At 59.5% G+C, this 21617-nt stretch carries 18 protein-coding genes; 10 read left to right on the top strand and 8 right to left on the bottom strand.

Annotation, left to right across the window (positions count from 1 at the left end; translation table 11 throughout):
- Positions 1–276: 276 nt before the first annotated feature.
- The 3 genes from ACP7E3_RS30615 to ACP7E3_RS30605 form a co-directional block, all read right to left on the bottom strand.
- Positions 277–1563 (bottom strand): carbohydrate porin, encoded by a 1287-nt coding sequence (locus ACP7E3_RS30615; RefSeq protein ID WP_126589471.1) that lies wholly within the window; start codon positions 1561–1563, stop codon positions 277–279.
- 138 nt (positions 1564–1701) lie between these two features.
- Complete coding sequence (locus ACP7E3_RS30610) at positions 1702–4098, bottom strand: membrane-bound PQQ-dependent dehydrogenase, glucose/quinate/shikimate family (protein WP_261755317.1); 2397 nt, start codon at positions 4096–4098, stop codon at positions 1702–1704.
- Positions 4099–4182: 84 nt separating this feature from the next.
- The gene (locus tag ACP7E3_RS30605; protein ID WP_169865821.1) at positions 4183–4473 is read right to left on the bottom strand and encodes a hypothetical protein; all 291 of its coding nucleotides are present in this window, start codon (positions 4471–4473) and stop codon (positions 4183–4185) included.
- 491 nt (positions 4474–4964) lie between these two features.
- Between ACP7E3_RS30605 and ACP7E3_RS30600 the strand changes: the two genes are divergently transcribed.
- Positions 4965–6350: an MFS transporter gene (locus ACP7E3_RS30600; protein WP_057005513.1), complete on the top strand. Its 1386-nt coding sequence runs from the start codon at positions 4965–4967 to the stop codon at positions 6348–6350.
- 58 nt (positions 6351–6408) lie between these two features.
- Here ACP7E3_RS30600 and ACP7E3_RS30595 read toward each other — a convergent pair whose 3' ends face one another.
- From ACP7E3_RS30595 to flgA, 4 genes are all read right to left on the bottom strand, one after another.
- Entirely contained in the window at positions 6409–7158 is a 750-nt protein-coding gene (locus ACP7E3_RS30595; RefSeq protein WP_017849177.1) for a flagellar brake protein, read from the bottom strand.
- Positions 7159–7254: 96 nt separating this feature from the next.
- Positions 7255–7725: a flagella synthesis protein FlgN gene (locus ACP7E3_RS30590; protein WP_057005512.1), complete on the bottom strand. Its 471-nt coding sequence runs from the start codon at positions 7723–7725 to the stop codon at positions 7255–7257.
- 48 nt (positions 7726–7773) lie between these two features.
- Entirely contained in the window at positions 7774–8097 is a 324-nt protein-coding gene (gene flgM, locus ACP7E3_RS30585; protein WP_017849175.1) for a flagellar biosynthesis anti-sigma factor FlgM, read from the bottom strand.
- Positions 8098–8239: 142 nt separating this feature from the next.
- Positions 8240–9004 (bottom strand): flagellar basal body P-ring formation chaperone FlgA, encoded by a 765-nt coding sequence (gene flgA, locus ACP7E3_RS30580; RefSeq protein WP_032804943.1) that lies wholly within the window; start codon positions 9002–9004, stop codon positions 8240–8242.
- An 81-nt stretch (positions 9005–9085) separates the two neighbouring features.
- Here flgA and ACP7E3_RS30575 point away from each other — a divergent pair, with 81 nt between their 5' ends.
- The 7 genes from ACP7E3_RS30575 to ACP7E3_RS30545 all read left to right on the top strand — a co-directional run bounded on the left by ACP7E3_RS30575 (position 9086) and on the right by ACP7E3_RS30545 (position 15416).
- Positions 9086–10018 (top strand): chemotaxis protein CheV, encoded by a 933-nt coding sequence (locus ACP7E3_RS30575; RefSeq protein ID WP_026140310.1) that lies wholly within the window; start codon positions 9086–9088, stop codon positions 10016–10018.
- A 42-nt stretch (positions 10019–10060) separates the two neighbouring features.
- Complete coding sequence (gene cheR, locus ACP7E3_RS30570) at positions 10061–10888, top strand: protein-glutamate O-methyltransferase CheR (RefSeq protein ID WP_026140309.1); 828 nt, start codon at positions 10061–10063, stop codon at positions 10886–10888.
- Between the two features lie 303 nt (positions 10889–11191).
- On the top strand, positions 11192–11599 hold the full coding sequence (gene flgB / locus ACP7E3_RS30565; protein WP_003175633.1) for a flagellar basal body rod protein FlgB: 408 nt from the start codon (positions 11192–11194) through the stop codon (positions 11597–11599).
- Between the two features lie 3 nt (positions 11600–11602).
- A complete protein-coding gene (gene flgC / locus ACP7E3_RS30560; RefSeq protein WP_046382341.1) occupies positions 11603–12046 on the top strand; it encodes a flagellar basal body rod protein FlgC in 444 nt (147 codons plus the stop codon).
- 16 nt (positions 12047–12062) lie between these two features.
- Positions 12063–12788 carry a flagellar hook assembly protein FlgD gene (flgD, locus tag ACP7E3_RS30555; protein WP_057005511.1) on the top strand — a complete coding sequence of 242 codons (726 nt, stop codon included), beginning with the start codon at positions 12063–12065 and terminating at the stop codon, positions 12786–12788.
- A gap of 31 nt (positions 12789–12819) precedes the next feature.
- Positions 12820–14136 carry a flagellar hook protein FlgE gene (flgE, locus tag ACP7E3_RS30550; RefSeq protein ID WP_057005510.1) on the top strand — a complete coding sequence of 439 codons (1317 nt, stop codon included), beginning with the start codon at positions 12820–12822 and terminating at the stop codon, positions 14134–14136.
- Positions 14137–14363: 227 nt separating this feature from the next.
- Positions 14364–15416, top strand: coding sequence for a hypothetical protein (locus tag ACP7E3_RS30545; RefSeq protein WP_426125370.1), 1053 nt, complete (start codon positions 14364–14366; stop codon positions 15414–15416).
- Positions 15417–15519: 103 nt separating this feature from the next.
- Here ACP7E3_RS30545 and ACP7E3_RS30540 read toward each other — a convergent pair whose 3' ends face one another.
- Positions 15520–18414 carry a ribonucleoside-diphosphate reductase subunit alpha gene (locus tag ACP7E3_RS30540; protein WP_046382345.1) on the bottom strand — a complete coding sequence of 965 codons (2895 nt, stop codon included), beginning with the start codon at positions 18412–18414 and terminating at the stop codon, positions 15520–15522.
- Positions 18415–19199: 785 nt separating this feature from the next.
- Between ACP7E3_RS30540 and ACP7E3_RS30535 the strand changes: the two genes are divergently transcribed.
- Positions 19200–19925, top strand: coding sequence for a response regulator (locus tag ACP7E3_RS30535; protein ID WP_046382346.1), 726 nt, complete (start codon positions 19200–19202; stop codon positions 19923–19925).
- Positions 19922–21532 carry an ATP-binding protein gene (locus tag ACP7E3_RS30530; RefSeq protein WP_057005508.1) on the top strand — a complete coding sequence of 537 codons (1611 nt, stop codon included), beginning with the start codon at positions 19922–19924 and terminating at the stop codon, positions 21530–21532. The genes ACP7E3_RS30535 and ACP7E3_RS30530 overlap by 4 nt, the downstream gene beginning before the upstream one ends.
- Positions 21533–21617 lie beyond the last annotated feature (85 nt).

Below are 21617 nucleotides of genomic sequence, written 5' to 3'. Positions count from 1 at the left end.
TTTGATCACTAATTGTTCAGTTGGTTAAATTATAGTATATAAAAATAATAAGTGTATACCGGCGCTGATCTGAATTCGTCACTGGCAGGAGAGGTCGATGGGTAAGTCGGGGGCTAAAGGCGGAGCTTGGGTCGGGCGCGGAGCGCCGGAGAAGGTCGGACAGTCGGCCCGCGTAGCGCTTGAGCACGTATTGATTGCGCTACAAGCTGAGATATCCGACCGCGTGTGCGATTGCGAAAGGGCACCGAATGGATGCCCCCTGTGCAAACGACGTTGTTAAAACGTCGCCTTGACCTGTAACCCCGCCGCCAGCGCGTTGTCACGCTTTTTGCCGGAGAACGCGCCGGGCTCGATGTAGTACTGCAGATCGGGGCGTAGTAGCAGCCAAGGTGTGACCTGTGCGCCGTAGTTGAGCTCAAGCATCTGCTCGCCGTTGTCGAGGTTGGCGATCATTTCGGCGTCTTCGAGGTTGGTCGCCTTGGCTTCTTGCACATCCCGTGTGCGCGAGTTGAGCACGGCGCGCCCATAGCCAAAAGAGATGGAGTCGTTCGGGCGGCTCGCGAAAGGCTTTTGTTTGACCAGGCCCACCGAGTACCAGCGGCGCATCGGCGAGGTCGCCGCGTTGCTGCTGGCCGCTTGGCCGAAGAGGCGTAGTACGCTTTGCGGGTCTTGCTCATCCCGCCAGATGGCTTGGTCAATCAACACATAGGCGCCGGTACGGTTTTCGCTCTTTTGCGTACTGCCGATCTTGGGGGCGTTGGAGGTGTCGTAGTACCAACCGACTTTGTATTGGCCGTTCAGGAAGGCGTTGTTATTGAAGATCGCCTCCAGTGGCAAAATCGCTCCCGTAGTGCCGTTGCTGGGCATGGAGAACGCTTTGGACGAGCGCGTGTTGTATTCCGGGTTGACTTGGAATACGGCGGTTTGCAGCGTCAGCGACGGGTTGACATCGTAACGCAGCTCGCCGCCCCAATGTGCTGTCGGGTAGTTGCCCCAGCCACTGCCGCTCGACATGGTCAGTGGGTGTGCACAAAAACCGGCGCTCACAAAGTTGCTCAAGATGGGCATACCACCGAAATCGGTGCCCATCACCATGAAGCCGAGTTTGGTGGAGAGGTCCGGCGAAAACAGGTTGCGTTGATAACTGAACTCGGTCAGCCGGGTGTATTCGCCGCCATAGTTTTCTTGGGACGACAGGCGGTTTCCAAGCAAATCTTCCGTGGCGCTGTGGCCGCGACGGTCGTTAACCAGCAGTTGCACGCGTCCCGCATCGGGGCTGTCGAGCAACTTACTCAGATCAAACTGGGCGCCTATGCGTATTTGTTGCGAATAGCGGGTGCCGCGCTTGATCCCGCCATGCAAGTTGGAAATCGTTTCGGAACTGTAGTCACCGGTCAGTTTGATGCCCTTGTCGGTCAACTTTTGGCGTTCACCGCCCCAGTCGCCAGTGAGTGTAGAGCGGTTCATCAGATCGTCGGCCAGTGCCGGGGATGGGGCGAAAAGGCATAGGGACAAACCGCTGCACAGGCTGCTGGTCAGCATGGCGCGGAAAGAAAAAAGCATTTGGATGTGCTCCGTTACAGAGAAAGTGGGGGAATAGCTCAACGGCCCGCGTTGTTTATCGGTTGCACCGTTCTTTTGTGACTTGGAAAAATAACCCCCGTAAACGGGGGTTATTTTCATGCAGTGGCAACTAACGCATTACGGCTTGATGTTGTCCGGCAATGCATAAGCAATGATGTAATCACCGACGTCAGGCGAATGGCTCATGCCACCGGCGGAGATGACCACGTACTGCTTCCCGGTGGTGGGCGACTGATAGATCAGTGGGGCGGCAACTGCGCCAACCGGCAGGCGGGCTTTCCAGACTTCTTTGCCGGTGGCCGAATCGAGCGCGCGCAGGTAGTAGTCCTGGGTGCCCGCAAAGAACACCAGGCCAGAGGCTGTCGACGTCGGACCGCCGAGCGTCGGCATGCCCAGCGGAATCTGCAGGTGTGTCTTGATCCCCAGCGGGCCGGTGTCCTGCACGGTGCCCATGGGAACCTGCCAGAGCAGTTTCTGCGTATTGAGATCAATCGCACTCATGCTGCCGAAGGGCGGGGAGTTGCACGGCACGCCCAGTGGCGACTGGAGGATGTCGATTTTCACGCCGCCATAGATACCCGCGACTTGCGGGCGAATGGTGCCCATGAAACCCGGCACTTCATCGGTCGACACCTTGAACTTCTTGGTTTCTTCCTTGGTCACCAATGACATCCGCAGCGGCATCCGCATGTCGTTGACGAACATCGTGCCGGTGTTCTCATCGATGGAGATGCCACCCCAGTTCATCCCGCCCAGCAAGCCAGGCCATTCGATGTACGGCTTTTCGGTTGGCGGCGTAAACGGCCCCGCGTAAACCGAATCTTTGAACATGATCCGGCAATACAGTTGGTCGAATGTCGACACGCCCCACATCGACTTTTCAGTCAGTGGGTCGGCCCCGATCACCGGCATGCCGGCCGAGTACGGTTGCGTCGGCGACAAGTGTTCGCCTTCTGCCGCAGGAGAAGTCGGAACGGCACGCTCCTGCACCTCGGTGACCGGCTGGCCAGTACGACGATCCAGCACAAAAATCTGGCCGGTCTTGGTGGTCTGGATCAAGACCGGGGTTTTCACGCCTTGGGCATTCTTGATGTCATAGAGAACCGGCTGCGATGGCAGATCGTAATCCCATACATCATGGTGAATGAGCTGGTAGACCCATTTGGCTTTGCCGGTCGAGGCATCGACTGCCACGACGGCCGAACCAAATTTTTCTTTGACGGCGTTGCGATCACCGCCCCAGTAGTCGGGCGGGCCATTGCCGGTCGGCAAGTAGACCAGGTTCAGCTCTTTATCGTAGGTCGGGATCGTCCATACGTTAGGTGTTTCCAGCGTGAACTGGTGATCGGCCGCGGTCGGGTCGGTGCCTTCGGGCGCGCCGACGTCCCATGCCCACACCAGCGCACCGCTCAGCACGTCGAAGGCGCGCACGGCGCCGGAAGGTTCGCCTGCCACAATATCGCGTACCCAACCGCCCACCACCGTGAGGTGGCCCATGACCACAGGCAGGGAGGTCGGGTGGTAGCGCTTGCTGTTCTCGGTCGGGCCCATGCCTTTCTTGAGATCGACGTAACCGTTGTCACCAAAACTCTGGCACAAGGCGCCGGTGTGCGCGTCAAGTGCAAACAGGCGGGCATCCACCGACGACACCAGAATACGCTGGCGACATTGCTGCTGATCGGTATACGAGGCCTTGACCGCCGCGCTCAGGCTGTCGTCTTTATCGATGTCGTAATAGCCCACGCCACGGCACGTCACATGCTCTTCGCTTTTGGCGTGAGGGTCGAACGTCCAGATCGCCTTGCCCGTATCGCCATCCAGCGCGGTGATCAGGTTTTCCGGGGTACACGAATACAGCACGTTGCCGATCTGCAGCGGGGTGTTTTCATCAACGCCAGCGCCGGCGCCGGTGGTCCTGCGTCCGGTTCGGTAGGTCCAGGCTACTTGCAGGTCCTTGACGTTTCCCGGCGTGATCTGCGTGTAAGGCGCAAACCGCGTCCCTGACGCATTGCGCCCGAAGAACTCCCAGTTTTCAGGTGCGCTGGCGGGGCTCGTGGCCTTGCTCGAGTCAGTCGCGGCCACAGGGTTCGAGATCCCGCCGTGCGGGTAGAACGCTGCAATGAAGGTGGCGATCAAGGCCAGGAATACGGCGAAGCCGAATCGGTTCGCCGTGCGCTGGGTGCTCAAGGCTGTTTCCGGGAATGCGGCACCGACCCACAAGCTGAGGGTCAGGATGATCGCCGGCACCACCAGGCGCGGCAGCAGTTGCCAGTAGCTGAACTGACCCACTTCGTAGAACGCCCACACACAGGTGGCGAGGAATACGACGACGGAGAGGGCGATGCCGATAGGTTTACGCAAGACAAACAGTGCCGCCAACAACAGATAGGCGAGGCCAGCCAGCAAGTAATAACTCGACCCGTCGAGTGCTACCAGCTTGAATCCGCCATAAATCAACGCCAGTGCCACGGCAAAAACAAGCAGGGAAAACAGTCCCCTTGCAATAGTGCTCATTGAGGATCTTCCAGAGTGAGATCGATGATCGTCTGTCATATTTGTATATGCTCAGTTGGGGAAATACGTAACGGCTTGCGCTATTTACCAACAACTTGGCCGAATATTGAGTTCGGCCTTTAGTTGGCCGGGTGCGGTTCTTCCATGATCCCGATAGGCTGGCTTGCCGACGGCAAGCGAGCTTTGGAAATCAGCGTAATAATTGGCCATCCCCGTATTCATGGTCTGGATGCCGACACTCTTTCGCCCCAGCCCTTCACGTTGAAAGCGCCGCTCGATAACGAACTGGATGCTTAATAGAGGCTGATTGAGTTTCGGCAGGAGGGATAACGAAAACGTTGGCGGCTGTATTACGCCCGCTTGACGATTGTCCACGTGCTCAGTCGCGAGTGAATCGTTCCGAAGGCTCTGTCGGCCTTGTTCGGGTTACATGCTTTACTCCGACTGATTCGCTGGTTAATCGCGGTGGATTAACGCGTAGACCAGTCTATAGCGCTGGTTTTTTGGATAAATCCATAAGACTGGAAAACAATGTTGATAAAACAGTAACAATTCGCGGCGATACGCATCGGCGACGCCGGCGTGCGGGTAATCATGTGCAGGCGTGGCGGTGGGCTTTTGGGGCGTGCTCGGTCTTTTCAACACTCGGTCGAACCTTGCGTGTGATCGAGGTTCACAGGTGGTGCGGCGAGTATTTCGCGCAACCTTGTACCTTGTGTGTCACCCGGTAGCGTCTGAGCTGTAGTCCATCGTTTTCACACAAAATATTCCCCGGAAACAGCGCCTGGTGCCTGTCCGGACCCGACCCCCGGGACTATCATGCCGGTAGCCCTGACCCTCACTGCAAGGAGCCGCTCGGAACGCCGATGCGCCAGATCTGGAAATCTTTTCGAGCCCTTTATTTCGCCTCCTTGATGATGCTGATCGGCTCCGGCCTGCTCAGTACGTACCTGGCCTTGCGCCTGGCGGCCGACAACGTCGACAGCCTGTGGGTCGGCGCGCTGATGGCGGCCAACTATTCCGGCCTGGTACTGGGCGGCAAGATCGGCCACCGCCTGATCGCCCGGGTCGGGCATATCCGCGCGTATGCCACCTGTGCCGGGATCGTCGGCGCGGCGGTGTTGGGCCATGGCCTGATCGACTGGCTGCCGGCCTGGATCGTCCTGCGGGTCATCGTGGGCCTGGGGATGATGTGCCAGTACATGGTCATCGAAAGCTGGCTTAACGAGCAGGCGGACGCCAAGCAGCGTGGCGTAGTGTTCAGCGGCTATATGATTGCGTCCTACCTTGGCCTGGTGCTGGGGCAGTTGATCCTGGTGATGCATCCCCAGCTCGGCCCCGAGTTGCTGATGCTGGTCGCGCTGTGCTTTGCCCTGTGCCTGGTGCCGGTGGCGATGACCCGGCGCATTCACCCGGCGCCCCTGCGTCCGGCGCCGATGGAGCCACGCTTCTTTATCCAGCGCGTGCCGCAGTCGTTGAGCACGGTGCTGGGGGCGGGGTTGATCGTCGGTTCGTTCTACGGTTTGGCGCCGCTCTATGCGTCCCAGCAGGGGCTGAGTACCGAGCAGGTCGGTCTCTTCATGGGTAGCTGCATTTTTGCCGGGTTGGTGGTGCAGTGGCCGTTGGGCTGGCTGTCGGACCGTTACGATCGCGCACTGTTGATTCGCTGCTTCGCCCTGTGCCTGGCGGTGGCGGCATTGCCGTTGGCGATCCTGAGCAAGGTGCCGCTGGAAGTGCTGTTCGTGGCCGGGTTCCTGTGTTCGCTGGTGCAGTTCTGCCTGTACCCGCTGGCCGTGGCGTTTTCCAACGACCACGTCGAAGGCGATCGTCGGGTATCGCTGACGGCCATGCTGCTGGTGACCTATGGCGTGGGCGCCAGTATCGGGCCGTTGCTGGCCGGTGTGGTGATGAAGCTGTTTGGCAGCCAGATGCTGTACGCGTTTTTCAGCCTGTGCGCGCTGATCCTGGTGTGGCGTATCCGGCCTAAAGCGGTGACCAACCTGCATCAGGTCGACGATGCACCGCTGCAGCACGTGGCAATGCCTGACAGCATGTCCAGCTCGCCGCTGGTGGCTGCCCTCGATCCGCGGGTCGATGAGCAGATGGTGCAGGAGCAGATGCAGACGGCGGTTGTCGAGCCCGAGCCTGAAACCGACGCGGAATCATCGGCGGATGAGCCGCTCTTCGAAGGGCCGCCGGAACCACCGGGCCCGGATGAGCATCCCCACGGCCTGAGCAGGGCGCGCCCCTGAATGCAAAAACGGGCAGATCCCCAAAGGGTCTGCCCGTTTTTTATCGCGATCTGAATGCTTAAAAATCGTCGTCTTTGTCGAAGCGTCGTGCTTCGCGTTGCAACTGGTACACAAAACGCTCGACCTGGCGCTGCACCAGGCCGCTCATGTTGTGGAAGCGCACGCCGGCGAAGGTGGTGTTGATCTTCTCTTCGAAGTGTAGGTAACGCAGTTCGACCGAGGTGGTCATGCTGCCAAAGGGCAGTGCGGCGATAAAACGGTCGTAGACCTGGCCCAACTGCAGGCGCTCGGAAATATCGCCTTCAAAGCGCAATTTGCAGCCGGTGGCGGAGATATCCAGCAGCTTGCCGCTGACCGGCGCCTTGAGTTTCTCGCCGCCCAACTCGATATTCACCAATTGCGCGAGTTTCAGCGCGGCGCGGAACGCATTGCGGCGCTGATGGTAGACCACTTCGTCCGGCATGTTGCCGCTGTAGATACGGTGGCCGCCTTTTTCGCTGATGCTCAGGGTGCCGTTGCTTTCCCAGGCAACGCGCACGCCGTCGTGAAAGCCTTCGATGCGGAAGGGTTCGCCATTCTCAAGGTAGCGTTCGCCATCGCGGGGGATCATTTCGTCCAGGGCCAGGGTCTTGCTGTCCCGGTCGACGTCGACCAAGTAGCTTTGAAAGCGCTGGCTGCGTTCATGGAAGGTGATGATCAGCGGGTCATGGCTTTCTTGCAGCATGCGCAAGGTGCCAGCGATTTCCAGAGGCGTGGTGAACACCTTGGGTGGCTGCGGAGCTTCTTCCGCATTAAGGGCGTTGAACACGGTTCTTCCATCTCCAGACAATATACGACTACACGCAAGAACCATCATTTTGCCAGTATGTCGCACGCCTTGGATAGGGCGCACGTTAAACCGACGTCAGGCTTGGCTGCGGGTGCTTGGCTTGACCATGCGCGAGGTAGAGCCTTGGGCGTTATACAGGGCCGGAGGTTCGCCGCCATGGAGTATGCGCAACTGATTGGCGGTCGTGGCTTGCTGAAGCTGGATCGACTGACCGTTGAGCAGGTTGGCTTCCTGACACTGGGTGAGTAATTGATTGAGTTCTTTGCTCTGGGCCAGCAACTGATCGCCGACCGAGGAATGACTGGCCAACTGAGCGAGGCCGTCTTGATCTGCCGGTAGGCCGAGGCTGACGAGAATCTGGCTACGCTTCTTGCCGTGCTGTTCCAGCAGGACAATCAGCGACTGCTTGCGCGCCAGGATTTCTTCCAGCAGCGGCATATCCCGGCCATACAGGGCCAGGGATTCTTCTTTGAGCAGCTCGAGCAATTGTTGCGTCGGCGCCAGATCATCAATGATCAGTTGAAGCAGATTTTCGTCGTGGTGCATGGCTGGCCTTGGGTTTTAAGCGTCCAAAAGCCTGGCGCAGGCCTTTGCCTAGCGCTCGGCTTCGAAGTTAAGCAGCTTGCTGGCTACACGGTTGCTGTCGACTTTATAGCTGCCATCGGCGATTGCCTGTTTCAATTCGGCCACACGGGCTTGATTGACGACGGGTTGATCGCGCAGCGAGTCAGTGACCTTCTGCAACTGTTGAGCCTCATTGCTCAGGTGTACGGATTCCCCGCTTTGGCTGGCGCCGGCCTGTTCCGCTTTGGCGGGCAGAGGCTGGGCCTTGGCGTCTACGCTGTCCTTGGTGCCGCTGGTGCGCGTAGTGCCTGGCAAAGCCGGGGCGTTATTCAAACGGCTGAAATCGATGACCATGATAAAAAAACCTCTGGGTATTTGGACGCTTGCCATGGTTTCGGCCATACCCGGACAAACTTTAGGCGCGATTGACAATAAACCTGCATGCACGAACGTCAGGCGTACAGTGTAGGAAAAGCTGGCGTCCTATTCCAGTGATCTATAAAGCCACCTCGACTTGGCCCGGCGCGGTGACCCGTGCCTTGATGACGCGGTTGGAATTGAGGTTCTTGACCCGGATCTGTTCGCTCATGCCGCCGTTGGACAGCGCTTCGCCCGGCATCTTCACATTCAGCCCGCCGCTGCTGGCGGAAATGATGACTTGGTCGCCCTTGCGAATGACTTCTGCCTGTTCAAGATGGACCAGGGTGATGACCTGGTCGGCGACCATTGGTCGGGTCAATCGTTGCCCGACAGCCTGGTCCACTGACGTCAGGTAACCCTGATTGATCAGGCTGATGTCCCGCTCGCGCAAGATGACATCCTCATAGCCGATGATTCCGCTGCGTTTGAGCGGCCGCGACACCACGACGACATCGCGGAACAGTTTGACCTGGGCGGGCACGAACACGGTCCAGGGCGAGGTCCCTTCACAGCGCACCTTGACCGTCACGCGACCAATGGGCTGGGCCGGGCTTTCCAGGCTGGCTGTCAATTCCTTGTCGCACATCGGCATGCGCAGGCGCGGATCCAATTGGTTGACCTGGATTTCATAGCGTCCTGGCGTCTGGGTGGTTGCCAGATAATCTTCTACAGTGAATTCAAGAAAGCCTTGGGTGACGCCGATAAGTAGATCAGGCAAGGTGACGTCGGCGGCGCGGGCAGTGATGCCTGCGCCCACGGCAAACAACGCCATCCAGGCGCAGAGCAATCTGCGATACCGTGAGTGGCGAGTGCGTCGGGAAACTGTCGTTTTCATATCCATAGCCAATAAAAAGCAAAGCTCGTGCCGTTTAGTGTTGGGTGCGCGTCGTACCCCCAAAGGTTTTAGCGTAGGAGTCTGGGCATGGCAGGTGTAATGGATTCAGTAAACCAGCGTACACAGCTGGTAGGGCAGAATCGCCTGGAGTTGTTGCTTTTTCGCCTGGACGGCAAGCAGCTCTATGGCATCAACGTGTTCAAAGTGCGGGAAGTGCTGCAGTGTCCCAAGCTGACGATCATGCCCAAGTCGAGCCCGGTGGTGTGTGGCGTAGCCAACATCCGTGGCGCGACCATCCCGATTCTCGACCTGGCATTGGCCACGAGTTCGGCCGGCCTGCAAGACCGCGAAAACCCGTTTGTGATCATTACCGAATACAACACCAAGACCCAGGGTTTCCTGGTGCGCTCGGTGGAACGTATCGTCAACATGAACTGGGAAGAGATCCATCCACCGCCCAAGGGCACCGGTCGCGATCACTACCTCACGGCGGTGACGCGAGTAGACAACCAGTTGGTCGAAATCATCGACGTGGAGAAAATCCTCGCCGAAGTCGCACCGACTTCCGAAGCGATTTCGGTTGGCGTCGTCGATGCCGAAACGGCGCACAAGGCGGTTTCGCTGCGGGTGCTGACGGTGGACGACTCCTCGGTGGCGCGTAAACAGGTGACCCGTTGCCTGCAAACCATCGGCGTTGAGGTGGTGGCGCTCAACGATGGCCGCCAGGCGCTGGATTACCTGCGCAAACTGGTGGATGAAGGCAAGAAGCCGGAAGAAGAATTCTTGATGATGATTTCCGACATCGAGATGCCGGAAATGGACGGCTATACCCTCACGGCTGAAATACGCAACGATCCACGCATGCAAAAATTGCATATCATCCTGCATACTTCGTTGTCGGGCGTATTCAATCAGGCGATGGTCAAGAAGGTCGGTGCTGACGACTTCCTGGCTAAGTTCCGCCCTGATGACCTGGCATCCCGGGTAGTCGACCGGATCAAGGCAGCAGATCACGGCTAGGGGAATTTCCCTGGCGGTCACACGATTTAAGAGGCGGTATCATTGTCTACGGGTAATTTGGATTTCGAACAGTTCCGGGTCTTCCTGGAAAAAGCCTGTGGCATATTGCTCGGTGAAAACAAGCAGTATCTGGTATCCAGCCGTCTCAACAAACTGATGGAACAGCAGGGCATCAAGTCCCTCGGTGAGTTGGTCCAGCGGATTCAGAGCCAGCCGCGCAGCGGGCTCAAGGAAATGGTGGTCGATGCCATGACCACCAACGAAACCCTATGGTTTCGCGATACCTACCCCTTTGAGGTACTCAAGAGCAAAGTGCTGCCCGAGGCCATCAAGGCCAGCCCGGGTCAGCGTTTGCGGATCTGGTCGGCAGCCTGTTCCTCGGGGCAGGAACCGTACTCGATTTCGATGGCGATCGACGAGTTCGAACGGACGAACATGGGCCAGTTGAAGGCCGGCGCGCAAATTGTCGCCACCGATCTGTCGGGCACCATGCTCACTAACTGCAAGACCGGCGAGTACGACAGCCTGGCCCTGGGCCGCGGTTTGTCCCCGGAACGCCTGCAGCGTTACTTCGACCCGAAAGGGGCGGGGCGTTGGGCGGTCAAGGCGCCGATCAAGAACCGGGTGGAGTTTCGCTCGTTCAACCTGCTCGACAGCTACGCCAGCCTGGGCAAGTTCGACATGGTGTTCTGCCGTAACGTGCTGATCTACTTCTCGGCCGAAGTGAAGAAAGACATCCTGCTGCGCATCCACGGCACGCTCAAGCGCGGGGGGTATCTGTTCCTCGGTGCATCCGAGGCGCTGAACGGCCTGCCGGATCATTTCCAGATGGTGCAGTGCAGTCCTGGGATCATTTACCAGGCCAAGTAAGTCGCACGCAGTCAAAGTGTGGGAGGGGGCTTGCCCCCGATAGCGGTGTGTCAGTCTCAGTATCTATGACTGAACCACCGCTATCGGGGGCAAGCCCCCTCCCACATTTGTTTTGCGGCAAGGTAAAAGCGGCAACTCCCGATTGCCGCTTTACTGGCGCCACGCGGAAGCCGTTTGCCGCTTTTCTGGCATTGCCGCCGGCAATCTCTGCGTAACCCCTTGATATATGGGCTTTAGCCAGATTGGCATGCACCTTGCTATAACCCTGTTAACGAACAGCAGGTCAGCCTAAAGGTTTCCGCCATGAGCATCAGCTTCGATAAAGCGCTCGGTATCCACGAACAAGCCCTCGGCTTTCGCGCCCAGCGTGCCGAAGTCCTGGCCAACAACATTGCCAACGCCGACACCCCGAACTACAAGGCTCGGGACCTGGACTTCTCCGCCGTGCTCGCCGCACAGCAGGACAAGACCAAGAACGGCACCTTCGCCTTGAACATGACCAACAGCCGTCATATCGAAGCGCAAGGCCTGAGCAGTGGCGACGAATCGCTGCTGTATCGCACGCCGATGCAGCCGTCGATCGACCAGAACACCGTCGACGCGCAGTTGGAGCAATCGGCCTACGCCGAGAACTCGGTGAACTTCCAGGCCAGCTTCACCCTGCTCAACAGCAAATTCAAAGGGCTGATGTCAGCCCTGCGTGGAGAGTAAGCCATGTCCTTAGCCAGTGTTTTCAATATTGCCGGTAGTGGCATGAGCGCGCAGACCACGCGCCTGAACACCGTCGCCAGTAACATCGCCAACGCCGAGACGGTGTCTTCGAGCATCGACCAGACCTACCGCGCCCGTCACCCGGTGTTCGCCACCATGTTTCAGGGCGGCCAGAGCAGCGGCGGCGATTCGCTGTTCCAGAATCAGGACGCTGCCGGGCAAGGCGTGCAGGTACTCGGCGTGGTTGAAGACCAGAGCAATCTGGAAGCGCGCTATGAGCCTAATCACCCTGCGGCGAACGAAAAAGGCTACGTGTACTACCCGAACGTCAACGTGGTCGAGGAAATGGCTGACATGATCTCTGCCAGTCGCTCGTTCCAGACCAACGCGGAAATGATGAACACCGCCAAAACCATGATGCAGAAGGTCCTGACCCTGGGTCAGTGATAAGGGGCGCCAAACAATGGCCATTGTTGATACGACGAACAACTCGGCAGTCCAGGACCTGTTCAACAGCAAGGTCAAGACTGCGACGGACAACAGCAGCCTCAGCACCGCCACCAAGACGGCAACGGGCAACCAGTCGCTGGGCAAGGATGCGTTCCTGCAACTGTTGGTGACCCAACTGAAGAACCAGAACCCGCTGTCGCCTCAGGACAACGGTGCGTTCGTGGCTCAGTTGGCGCAGTTCAGTAGCCTGGAAGGCATCAACACCCTGAACGACTCGGTAAACAGCATCTCCAGCAACTTCAGCTCGTCGCAAGCATTGCAGGCTTCGTCGCTGGTCGGTCGCTCGATCATTACCCAGACCGACAAGGCGCTGGTGGACACCAGCAAGAGCATGACCGGCTCGGTCGCAGTGACGGCGGCAACGGGCAACGTCTCGGTCAAGATCACCGACAAAGACGGTGTCGTGGTGCGTACCCTCGATATGGGCGCACAGAGCGCGGGCAGTTCCGACTTCATCTGGGATGGCAAGAACGCTGACGGTGAGGTCGCCCCGGCAGGGACTTACACCTTTACGGCCACCACCAAGAATGACGCGGGCGACGCAGTGGCTCTGGCCACTTCGCTGCCGGCGACGGTCACCAGCGTGACCCTGAGCAAGACCGGCGGCGAAATGCTGCTCAACCTTGCGGGCGGCATGGGCAGCGTCAAGCTGTCGCAAATTCAGACTATCGGTACATAGAGCCGGCTAGATACGGCAGAGGGAGAGAAACATGTCTTTTAACATCGGCCTGAGCGGCCTCTATGCGGCCAACAAACAACTGGACGTGACCGGCAACAACATCGCCAACGTCGCGACCACTGGCTTCAAATCGTCCCGTGCGGAATTCGCGGACATCTACGCGGCGTCCAAGCTGGGCACCGGCCAGAACAGCATCGGTAACGGTGTGAACCTGGCGGCCGTGTCCCAGCAATTCACCCAGGGCGACGTCAACAACAGTGGCGGCATCCTGGACATGGCGATCCAGGGCGGTGGCTTCTTCGTACAGAAGGGCAGCGACGGTTCGCTGGAATACACCCGTAGCGGTGCTTTCCGTGCAGACAAAGACGGCTACATCACCAACAACACCGGTACTTCGCGCCTGCAAGGCTACGCGGCGGATGACAACGGCAAGATCGTCAAGGGTGGCTTGGTCGACCTGCAACTCAACTTGTCGAACCTGCCGCCAAAAGCCTCCAGCACCGTCGATTCCACCAGTAACCTGAACTCCTCGGAGGCGGTGATCGACCAGGTGGCCAAGCCTTTCAACCCAACCGACACCAAGACCTTCACCACCCAGTACAGCACCACCTTGTACGACACCCAAGGCAACGCTCACCCGATGGTGCAGTACCTGGTGAAGACGGGTTCCAACCAATGGAACTCCTACACCCTGATCGATGGGCGTAACCCTGATGGTACCCCGATCAGTGGCGCAGGCGCGGTGGCACCTGTCGCGTCGACCCTGACGTTCGACACGGCCGGTAAGCTCGCTGGCGTGGTCACCCCGCCCAGCATAGTCTCCAACACCACCCTGACCATTTCCAACTGGAAACCGGGCACCGTGACCAACGGTGTATGGACTGCTAACGGCGCCGCTGCCAACACCGGCGGTATTGCGGTCAACATGGCGAATATCACCCAGTACAATTCGGCCAGCTATCGCAACCCACCGGTCACCGATGGCTATGCCACCGGCCAGATCACCGGGCTGAAAATCGACGGCAGCGGTGTACTGTTCGCCACCTTCAGCAACCAGCAGAGCAAGGCCATTGGCCAGATCTCCCTGGCCAGCTTCAACAACGAACAAGGCCTGCAACCGGCAGGCGGCACGGCCTGGAGAGAGACCTTTGCCTCGGGCCAACCGGGATACGACACCCCTCAAGCCGGCACCCTCGGTTCGATCGTGGCCAACTCCCTGGAGAACTCCAACGTCAACCTGACCAACGAGCTGGTGGACCTGATCAAGGCCCAGAGCAACTACCAGGCGAACGCCAAGACCATCTCCACCCAGAGCACCATCATGCAGACCATCATCCAGATGACCTGATGCGCTAACGCTGCACAAGAAGCCCCTCGATCGAGGGGCTTTTTTTTGCGTTTTATTTGGCATCAGGACCTTTTCCCACCCCCGATGCGGTTACGAGATGACACGCCTTTGTTGGAACGCACCACACCTGTCTTTCCACCTATCAAGCCGAGAGGCGTTGGGTTGTTTCATTACCTGGGAGAGGCGGTATGTGGAATTCATCGATATCCGGCCAAGGGGCTGGGGGGATGCGTTACGAGGGGGGGTGGGGAGGACAGTACCAGAAGGGGGTCAACCAGTCTGATGGCACCAAGGACGACAAGGGGGCCGTCAAGGACAGTATCACGAAGCTGATCAAGGAGCTTGAAGATGCCGAAAAAACCTCCAAGAACCAGACGGCCCAGGAGCTGCGGGACAAGCTGAATGAAAAGCGAAAGGAGCTCGGCGAAGAGAAGTTCAAGGAGATCCTCGAAGAGGTGAAGAAAGACGCGCCTGAGGGCTTTCAGGCGTTCATGAAGAGAGCCTTCCCGGAGGAATTTCCGGATGGCCCGGATGCGCCGCCGTCACCAGCACCGTCTCCATCCCCCTCTCCGGACGGCGGTGGGGGAGGGGGGGGCGGCGGCGGCGGCGGTGGAGGCGGCGGCGGTGGTTTCGGCCCCAGCGAGTCCATGAGCGACAAGCCGATTACCGAAGGCGCGAAGCATTTCGACTACAAGCCCGATGACAGCGAGCCGGGGAAAAAACCGGAGAATATCTGGAGCGGCTTCAGACAGGGGCCGGACGGCAATTGCGTGACGGTTTCAGCGATTAAAGCCGCCATGATGCAATTTGGCGAGAAGCCCACCGACGTCTTCAAAGAGGTCAAGGAGACGGGTAATGGCTACTCTGTGACCATGCGCGATGGTGTCAAGGTTGACCTGACCAAGGATGAAGTGCGGCTGGCTGCCACTCATGCACGTTTCCAGGGCGATGACCCGAAAATGATGACCAACGCCAATTTCATGTTTGCCGTCAGCGCAAAACGCGCGCAATTGGAAAACAACGACGGCACTGCCGGACGCAGCTTTCTGGATGGCATACGTACCCTCAATGACGGCGAGTACAGCCGGGAAGGCTTGGACCGTCTGGGCTTGCGCAAAAATTACCGGCAGGCCACGGATGCCGACTTGCGAAGCGGCAAGGTGGGGACGGTGGAGTATGGCGGTCATTCGATGGCGGTGATCGGTGGCCGGATTGAACTGTGGGGCAAGCGGGGCGGGGTGCCCCGGTCGGGGATTGCGACCATATTGTTCGACGACTGACGAGCCTTTGCCCAGGCAAAAGAAAACCCCGATAAACCCAACTGCAGCAAGGGAATATCGGGGTTTTCCAATCCCGGGCCATCAAGCCCGGAACGTGCTCAGCTTATTGGCAGGCTTCGCAATCCGGCTCGTCGATCGCGCAGGCTTTCGGCACGGGGGCCGGGCCGGCTGGTGCGGCGAGCACCGAGTCATCACCGTGGTTGCCGCTGGAAACCGCGTTCAGCTTGCCGGTGTTGATGGTCGACTTCTCGGTGCTGGTCGCGGCCAGGGCACGGAGGTAGTAAGTGGTTTTCAGGCCACGGTACCAAGCCATGCGGTAGGTCACGTCGAGCTTCTTGCCCGAAGCGCCGGCGATGTACAGGTTCAGCGACTGCGCCTGGTCGATCCACTTCTGGCGACGGCTGGCGGCGTCAACGATCCATTTGGTGTCCACTTCGAAGGCAGTCGCGTAGAGCTCTTTGAGTTCTTGCGGGATGCGCTCGATCTGCTGCACCGAACCGTCGTAGTACTTCAGGTCGTTGATCATGACCGAGTCCCACAGGCCGCGGGCTTTCAGGTCGCGAACCAGGTACGGGTTGATCACGGTGAATTCGCCCGACAGGTTCGATTTCACATACAGGTTCTGGTAGGTCGGTTCGATCGACTGCGACACGCCAGTGATGTTGGCGATGGTCGCGGTCGGTGCGATGGCCATGATGTTGGAGTTACGGATACCTTTCTGCACACGGGCACGTACCGGCGCCCAGTCCAGGGATTCGTTCAGGTCAACGTCGATGTACTTCTGGCCACGTTGCGCGATCAGGATCTGTTGCGAATCCAGCGGCAGGATGCCTTTGGACCACAGCGAGCCCTGGAACGTCTCGTAGGCGCCGCGCTCGTCGGCCAGGTCGCAGGAAGCCTGGATCGCGTAGTAGCTGACCGCTTCCATGGACTTGTCGGCGAACTCGACCGCGGCGTCCGAACCGTAAGGAATGTGCTGCAGGTACAAAGCGTCCTGGAAGCCCATGATCCCCAGGCCAACCGGACGGTGCTTGAAGTTGGAGTTCTGCGCCTGTGGCACCGAGTAGTAGTTGATGTCGATCACGTTATCGAGCATGCGAACAGCGGTGTTGACAGTGCGCTCCAGCTTGGCGGTGTCCAGCTTGCCGTTGACGATGTGGTTCGGCAGGTTGATCGAGCCCAGGTTGCAAACAGCGATCTCGTCCTTGTTGGTGTTCAAGGTGATCTCGGTGCACAGGTTCGAGCTGTGGACCACGCCTACGTGCTGCTGCGGGCTGCGCAGGTTGCACGGGTCTTTGAAGGTCAGCCATGGGTGGCCGGTTTCAAACAGCATGGACAGCATTTTACGCCACAGGTCTTTGGCCTGGATGGTCTTGAACAGCTTGACCTTGCCTGGGTACTCGGTGAGGGCTTCGTAGTACTCGTAGCGCTCTTCGAAGGCCTTGCCGGTCAGGTCGTGCAGGTCCGGCACTTCGGATGGCGAGAACAGGGTCCACTTGCCGTCGTCGAAGACACGCTTCATGAACAGGTCAGGAATCCAGTTGGCGGTGTTCATGTCGTGGGTACGACGACGGTCATCGCCGGTGTTCTTGCGCAGCTCGATGAACTCTTCAATGTCCATGTGCCAGGTTTCCAGGTAGGCACACACAGCGCCTTTGCGCTTGCCACCCTGGTTGACCGCTACGGCGGTGTCGTTGACGACTTTCAGGAACGGTACGACGCCCTGGGACTTGCCGTTGGTGCCCTTGATGTACGAACCCAGTGCGCGCACCGGCGTCCAGTCGTTGCCCAGGCCGCCGGCGAATTTGGACAACATGGCGTTGTCGTGGATCGCGTGGTAGATGCCCGACAGGTCGTCCGGCACGGTGGTCAGGTAGCAGCTCGACAGCTGTGGACGCAGGGTACCGGCGTTGAACAGGGTCGGCGTGGACGACATGTAGTCGAAGGACGACAACAGGTTGTAGAACTCGATGGCGCGGTCTTCTTTGTGCTTCTCTTCAATTGCCAGGCCCATGGCCACGCGCATGAAGAACACTTGCGGCAGTTCGAAGCGGATACCGTCCTTGTGGATGAAGTAACGGTCGTACAGGGTTTGCAGGCCCAGGTAGGTGAACTGCTGGTCGCGCTCGTGGTTGATCGCCTTGCCGAGTTTTTCCAGGTCGAAGGTGGCCAGGACCGGGTTCAGCAATTCGTATTCGATACCCTTGGCGATGTAGGCCGGCAGGGCCTTGGCGTACAGGTCGGCCATCTCGTGGTGGGTGGCGCTGTCGGCTACGCCGAGGAAGCCCAGGCCTTCGGCACGCAGGGTGTCCATCAGCAGGCGCGCGGTGACGAACGAGTAGTTCGGCTCGCGTTCAACCAGGGTACGGGCAGTCATCACCAGGGCGGTGTTGACGTCGGTCAGGGCCACGCCGTCGTACAGGTTCTTCAGGGTTTCGCGCTGGATCAGGTCGCCGTCGACTTCTTCCAGGCCTTCGCAGGCCTCGGTGATGATGGTGTTCAGGCGGCCCAGGTCCAGCGGCGCGAAGGTGCCGTCGGCCAGGGTGATGCGGATCGATGGGTGCGCGTGTACGGCGGCTTCGTCGGCCGGGGAGCGAACGGCACGTTCCTTGGCGCGCGAATCACGGTAGATCACGTAGTCGCGGGCGACTTTCTGCTCGCCGGCACGCATCAGGGCCAGTTCGACCTGGTCCTGGATTTCTTCGATGTGGATGGTGCCGCCCGAAGGCATGCGACGCTTGAAGGTCGCGGTGACTTGTTCGGTCAGGCGGGCAACGGTGTCGTGGATGCGCGACGAGGCGGCAGCGTTGCCGCCTTCAACTGCAAGAAACGCTTTGGTGATGGCGACGGTGATTTTGTCATCGGTGTAAGGAACGACAGTGCCGTTACGCTTGATCACGCGCAGTTGGCCGGGTGCAGTGGCGGACAGATCCATATTCGAATCAGCGGCCTGCGGCACGGAGCCCTGCGGGTTCTCGCGAGTTGTGTCGGTTTGCATGGGGGGTTGTCTCCACATTCTATATTTATTTGGGCACCATCACGGTGCCCACCGTTCCGTCCTGAAGCACTTACAGCAGGCCTTGGCCTGGCATAACAACTTCGGGACAGGAGGAAGGGGGGCTTATCGCGCCGCTTCCATGCCGAAGTCTTCGGTTTGGCGCTCAAAAGCGCCTCGCCGTATTCCTGGTGGGTGACAGTTGCCCGGTTCAAGCACTGCAACACCCGTACCGTTTTACGCTGTTGGAGCGCTAAAACGGTTGCCATCCGCATGAGCGGTTTGGGCTTTCAAAAAATGCTGGAGTTGGACCAAACAGGAGCAAGAAAGGGCTTGAGTTTCTTGTCTGATTTGTGTTTGGTCTTTTAGTTCAAAACCCTACATGTAGGGTTTTTTTGGCGCCGAGGTACAAGATAATGCGTTTTTGGAGGCTTAGCAATCCAGGGCCTGTGGATAACGCTGTGAGTAAAATGTGTATGAAACGTAGAATGCCCGTGTAGGCCGCAGTACTGCTGGACCGCGCCGTTTGTCACTGAATATTCCAAGAAAAAAACGGCTCTTTGGATTTTTGAGGGCGCGAACCCTATCACAAAAAAACCGCATCACCGAATGCATTTCCTGGCTTGTGTTCGAGGGTTGGGGCATGGCTACAATCGATCATTGTTATGCCCTCACAACATTACAAATAAGGTGTGGCTGGCGAAGATCAACATGTGGGAGGGAGCAAGTCCCCTCCCACATTTGATCGAGCAGACCAACCAATCCCCTAATAACAACGAGGATTACCTGTGGAGCATGAAGCCTGGCAAATCCTGATCGTCGAGGATGACGAGCGATTGGCCGAGTTGACCCGTGATTACCTGGAGAGCAACGGCCTGCGCGTGTCGGTGGAAAGCGACGGCGCCCAGGCTGCGGCGCGGATCATCGCCGAACAGCCGGACCTGGTGATTCTCGACCTGATGCTGCCCGGCGAAGATGGCCTGAGCATCTGCCGCAAGGTGCGCGAGCGCTACGACGGGGTGATCCTCATGCTCACCGCGCGTACCGACGACATGGACCAGGTATTGGGCCTGGACATGGGCGCCGACGACTACGTGTGCAAACCCGTGCGCCCACGCCTGCTGCTGGCGCGTATCCAGGCCCTGTTGCGCCGCAGCGAGCCAGCGGAACCGGCCGTCGCGCAAAACCAGCGCCGCCTGCAATTCGGCCCGCTGCTCGTGGATAACGCCCTGCGCGAAGCCTGGCTGCAGGGCGACGGCATCGAACTGACCAGCGCCGAGTTCGACCTGCTGTGGCTGCTGGTGGCGAATGCCGGGCGCATCCTGTCGCGCGAAGAAATCTTCATCGCCCTGCGCGGCATCGGCTACGACGGCCAGGACCGCTCGATCGACGTGCGTATCTCGCGCATCCGTCCGAAGATCGGCGACGATCCGATCCACCCGCGCCTGATCAAGACCGTGCGCAGCAAAGGCTATCTGTTCGTCCCCGAAGCCGCTGGCGACATACCGCTGTGAACTCGATCTTCCTGCGCATCTACGGCGGCATGTGCGCGGCGCTGATCCTGGTGGCGCTGCTGGGCGTGCTGGCGTTGCACCTGCTCAACGACGTGCGCAGCGGGCAGTACCGTGAACGTCTGGCCCACGGCACCTTTGCCTTGATGGGCGACAACCTGCAACCCATGAGCGTGATCGAGCGCCAGCGCGCGCTGGCGGTGTGGGAGCGCCTGTTGGGCATTCCCCTGATGCTGCGCACGTACACCGATGCCCAACTGGACCTCGGCCAACGCACCCGCCTGCAGCATGGCCAGGTGCTGGTGCAACAGACCGGCCCCCATGCGGCGCGGGTCCTGCGTTTGGTCAGCGAGCAGGATCAGTTGGTGCTGGAAGGTGAAGTGCAACAGATCAGCGAGCAATTGGCGCGGGCGACGATCTACCTGTTGGCCGACGAGTTGGTGCGTTTTCCGGTGGCCGAGCAACCGCAACGCCTGGCGGATATAAAGGAAGCCAAAGGGTTTGGCTTCGAGATGCACCTGATGGCCCTCGATCAGGCCGATATGGACGACGACCAGCGCCGCCGCGTGTCGGAGGGCGATACGGTGATGGCGCTGGGCAAGGGCGGCGACTCGATTCGGGTGTTTGCCGGCATGGTCGGCACGCCCTGGGTGCTTGAAATCGGCCCGTTGTATCAAATGAACCCGTACCCGGCGCAATGGTTGATCCTGATCGCATTGATCGGCCTGACCCTGATTGGCCTGATCGTCTATCTGTTGGTGCGTCAGCTCGAGCGCCGGCTCAGAGGCCTGGAGGCCGCTGCCACGCGTATTGCCAAAGGCAACCTGGAAGTGCGCGTGCCCGCGCGCGGCGCCGACTCGGTGGGGCGCCTGGCCGCCGCCTTCAATGGCATGGCCGAGCACCTGCAGCAGTTGCTCGCGATCCAGCGCGAACTGGTGCGCGCGGTGTCCCACGAGTTGCGCACCCCGGTGGCGCGCCTGCGTTTCGGCCTGGAGATGATCGGCGAGGCCGCCACCCCGCAGGCCCGGCGCAAATACCTCGAAGGTATGGACAGCGATATTCAGGACCTCGACGGCCTGGTCGACGAAATGCTCACCTACGCGCGCCTGGAGCAGGGCGCGCCGGAGCTGAATTTCCAGCGGGTCGACCTCAATGCGTTGCTCGACCAGGTGATCGGCGAATTATCGCCACTGCGCCCGCAGGTCAGCGTGAGCCGTGGTATCTGCCTGTCATCGGTGCATTGGGACGATGCCTGGGTCGATGCCGAACCGCGCTACCTGCACCGCGCCCTGCAGAACCTGGTGAGCAACGCCATGCGCCATGCCCAGGGCCGGGTGCTGATCAGTTACCAGGTCGGCCAGGTGCGCTGCCGCATCGATGTGGAAGACGATGGCCCCGGCGTACCGGAAAGCGCCTGGGAACGCATCTTCACGCCGTTCCTGCGCCTGGACGACAGCCGCACCCGCGCCTCGGGCGGGCATGGCCTGGGCTTGTCGATTGTGCGGCGGATTATTCATTGGCATGGCGGGCGGGCATTGATCAGCAAGAGCAACAACCTGGGAGGGGCGTGCTTCAGCCTGAGTTGGCCACGGGACCAGGATAAATCCTGATACTGCTATCGGGAGCAAGCCGAACCCTCGCACCGCCCCTCTTGGAATGCATTCCAGTGTGGGAGGGGGCTTGCCCCCGATGACG

The sequence above is a fragment of the Pseudomonas sp. PSPC2-3 genome (assembly GCF_049898265.1).
Classification (GTDB): domain Bacteria; phylum Pseudomonadota; class Gammaproteobacteria; order Pseudomonadales; family Pseudomonadaceae; genus Aquipseudomonas; species Aquipseudomonas veronii.
The sequence above is the reverse complement of the archived record's forward strand: the minus strand, read 5'-3'. Positions and strand labels throughout refer to the sequence as shown.

Bases quoted from the DNA above. Each gene is read 5' to 3' on its own strand.
- flgM (WP_017849175.1), bottom strand. From the start codon at position 8,097: ATGGTCATCGATTTCAGCCGTTTGAATAACGCCCCGGCTTTGCCAGGC.
- ACP7E3_RS30615 (WP_126589471.1), bottom strand. From the start codon at position 1,563: ATGCTTTTTTCTTTCCGCGCCATGCTGACCAGCAGCCTGTGCAGCGGT.
- ACP7E3_RS30575 (WP_026140310.1), top strand. From the start codon at position 9,086: ATGGCAGGTGTAATGGATTCAGTAAACCAGCGTACACAGCTGGTAGGG.
- ACP7E3_RS30610 (WP_261755317.1), bottom strand. From the start codon at position 4,098: ATGAGCACTATTGCAAGGGGACTGTTTTCCCTGCTTGTTTTTGCCGTG.
- flgB (WP_003175633.1), top strand. From the start codon at position 11,192: ATGAGCATCAGCTTCGATAAAGCGCTCGGTATCCACGAACAAGCCCTC.
- ACP7E3_RS30590 (WP_057005512.1), bottom strand. From the start codon at position 7,725: ATGCACCACGACGAAAATCTGCTTCAACTGATCATTGATGATCTGGCG.
- ACP7E3_RS30545 (WP_426125370.1), top strand. From the start codon at position 14,364: ATGCGTTACGAGGGGGGGTGGGGAGGACAGTACCAGAAGGGGGTCAAC.
- flgD (WP_057005511.1), top strand. From the start codon at position 12,063: ATGGCCATTGTTGATACGACGAACAACTCGGCAGTCCAGGACCTGTTC.
- ACP7E3_RS30600 (WP_057005513.1), top strand. From the start codon at position 4,965: ATGCGCCAGATCTGGAAATCTTTTCGAGCCCTTTATTTCGCCTCCTTG.
- flgA (WP_032804943.1), bottom strand. From the start codon at position 9,004: ATGGATATGAAAACGACAGTTTCCCGACGCACTCGCCACTCACGGTAT.
- flgE (WP_057005510.1), top strand. From the start codon at position 12,820: ATGTCTTTTAACATCGGCCTGAGCGGCCTCTATGCGGCCAACAAACAA.
- flgC (WP_046382341.1), top strand. From the start codon at position 11,603: ATGTCCTTAGCCAGTGTTTTCAATATTGCCGGTAGTGGCATGAGCGCG.
- ACP7E3_RS30540 (WP_046382345.1), bottom strand. From the start codon at position 18,414: ATGCAAACCGACACAACTCGCGAGAACCCGCAGGGCTCCGTGCCGCAG.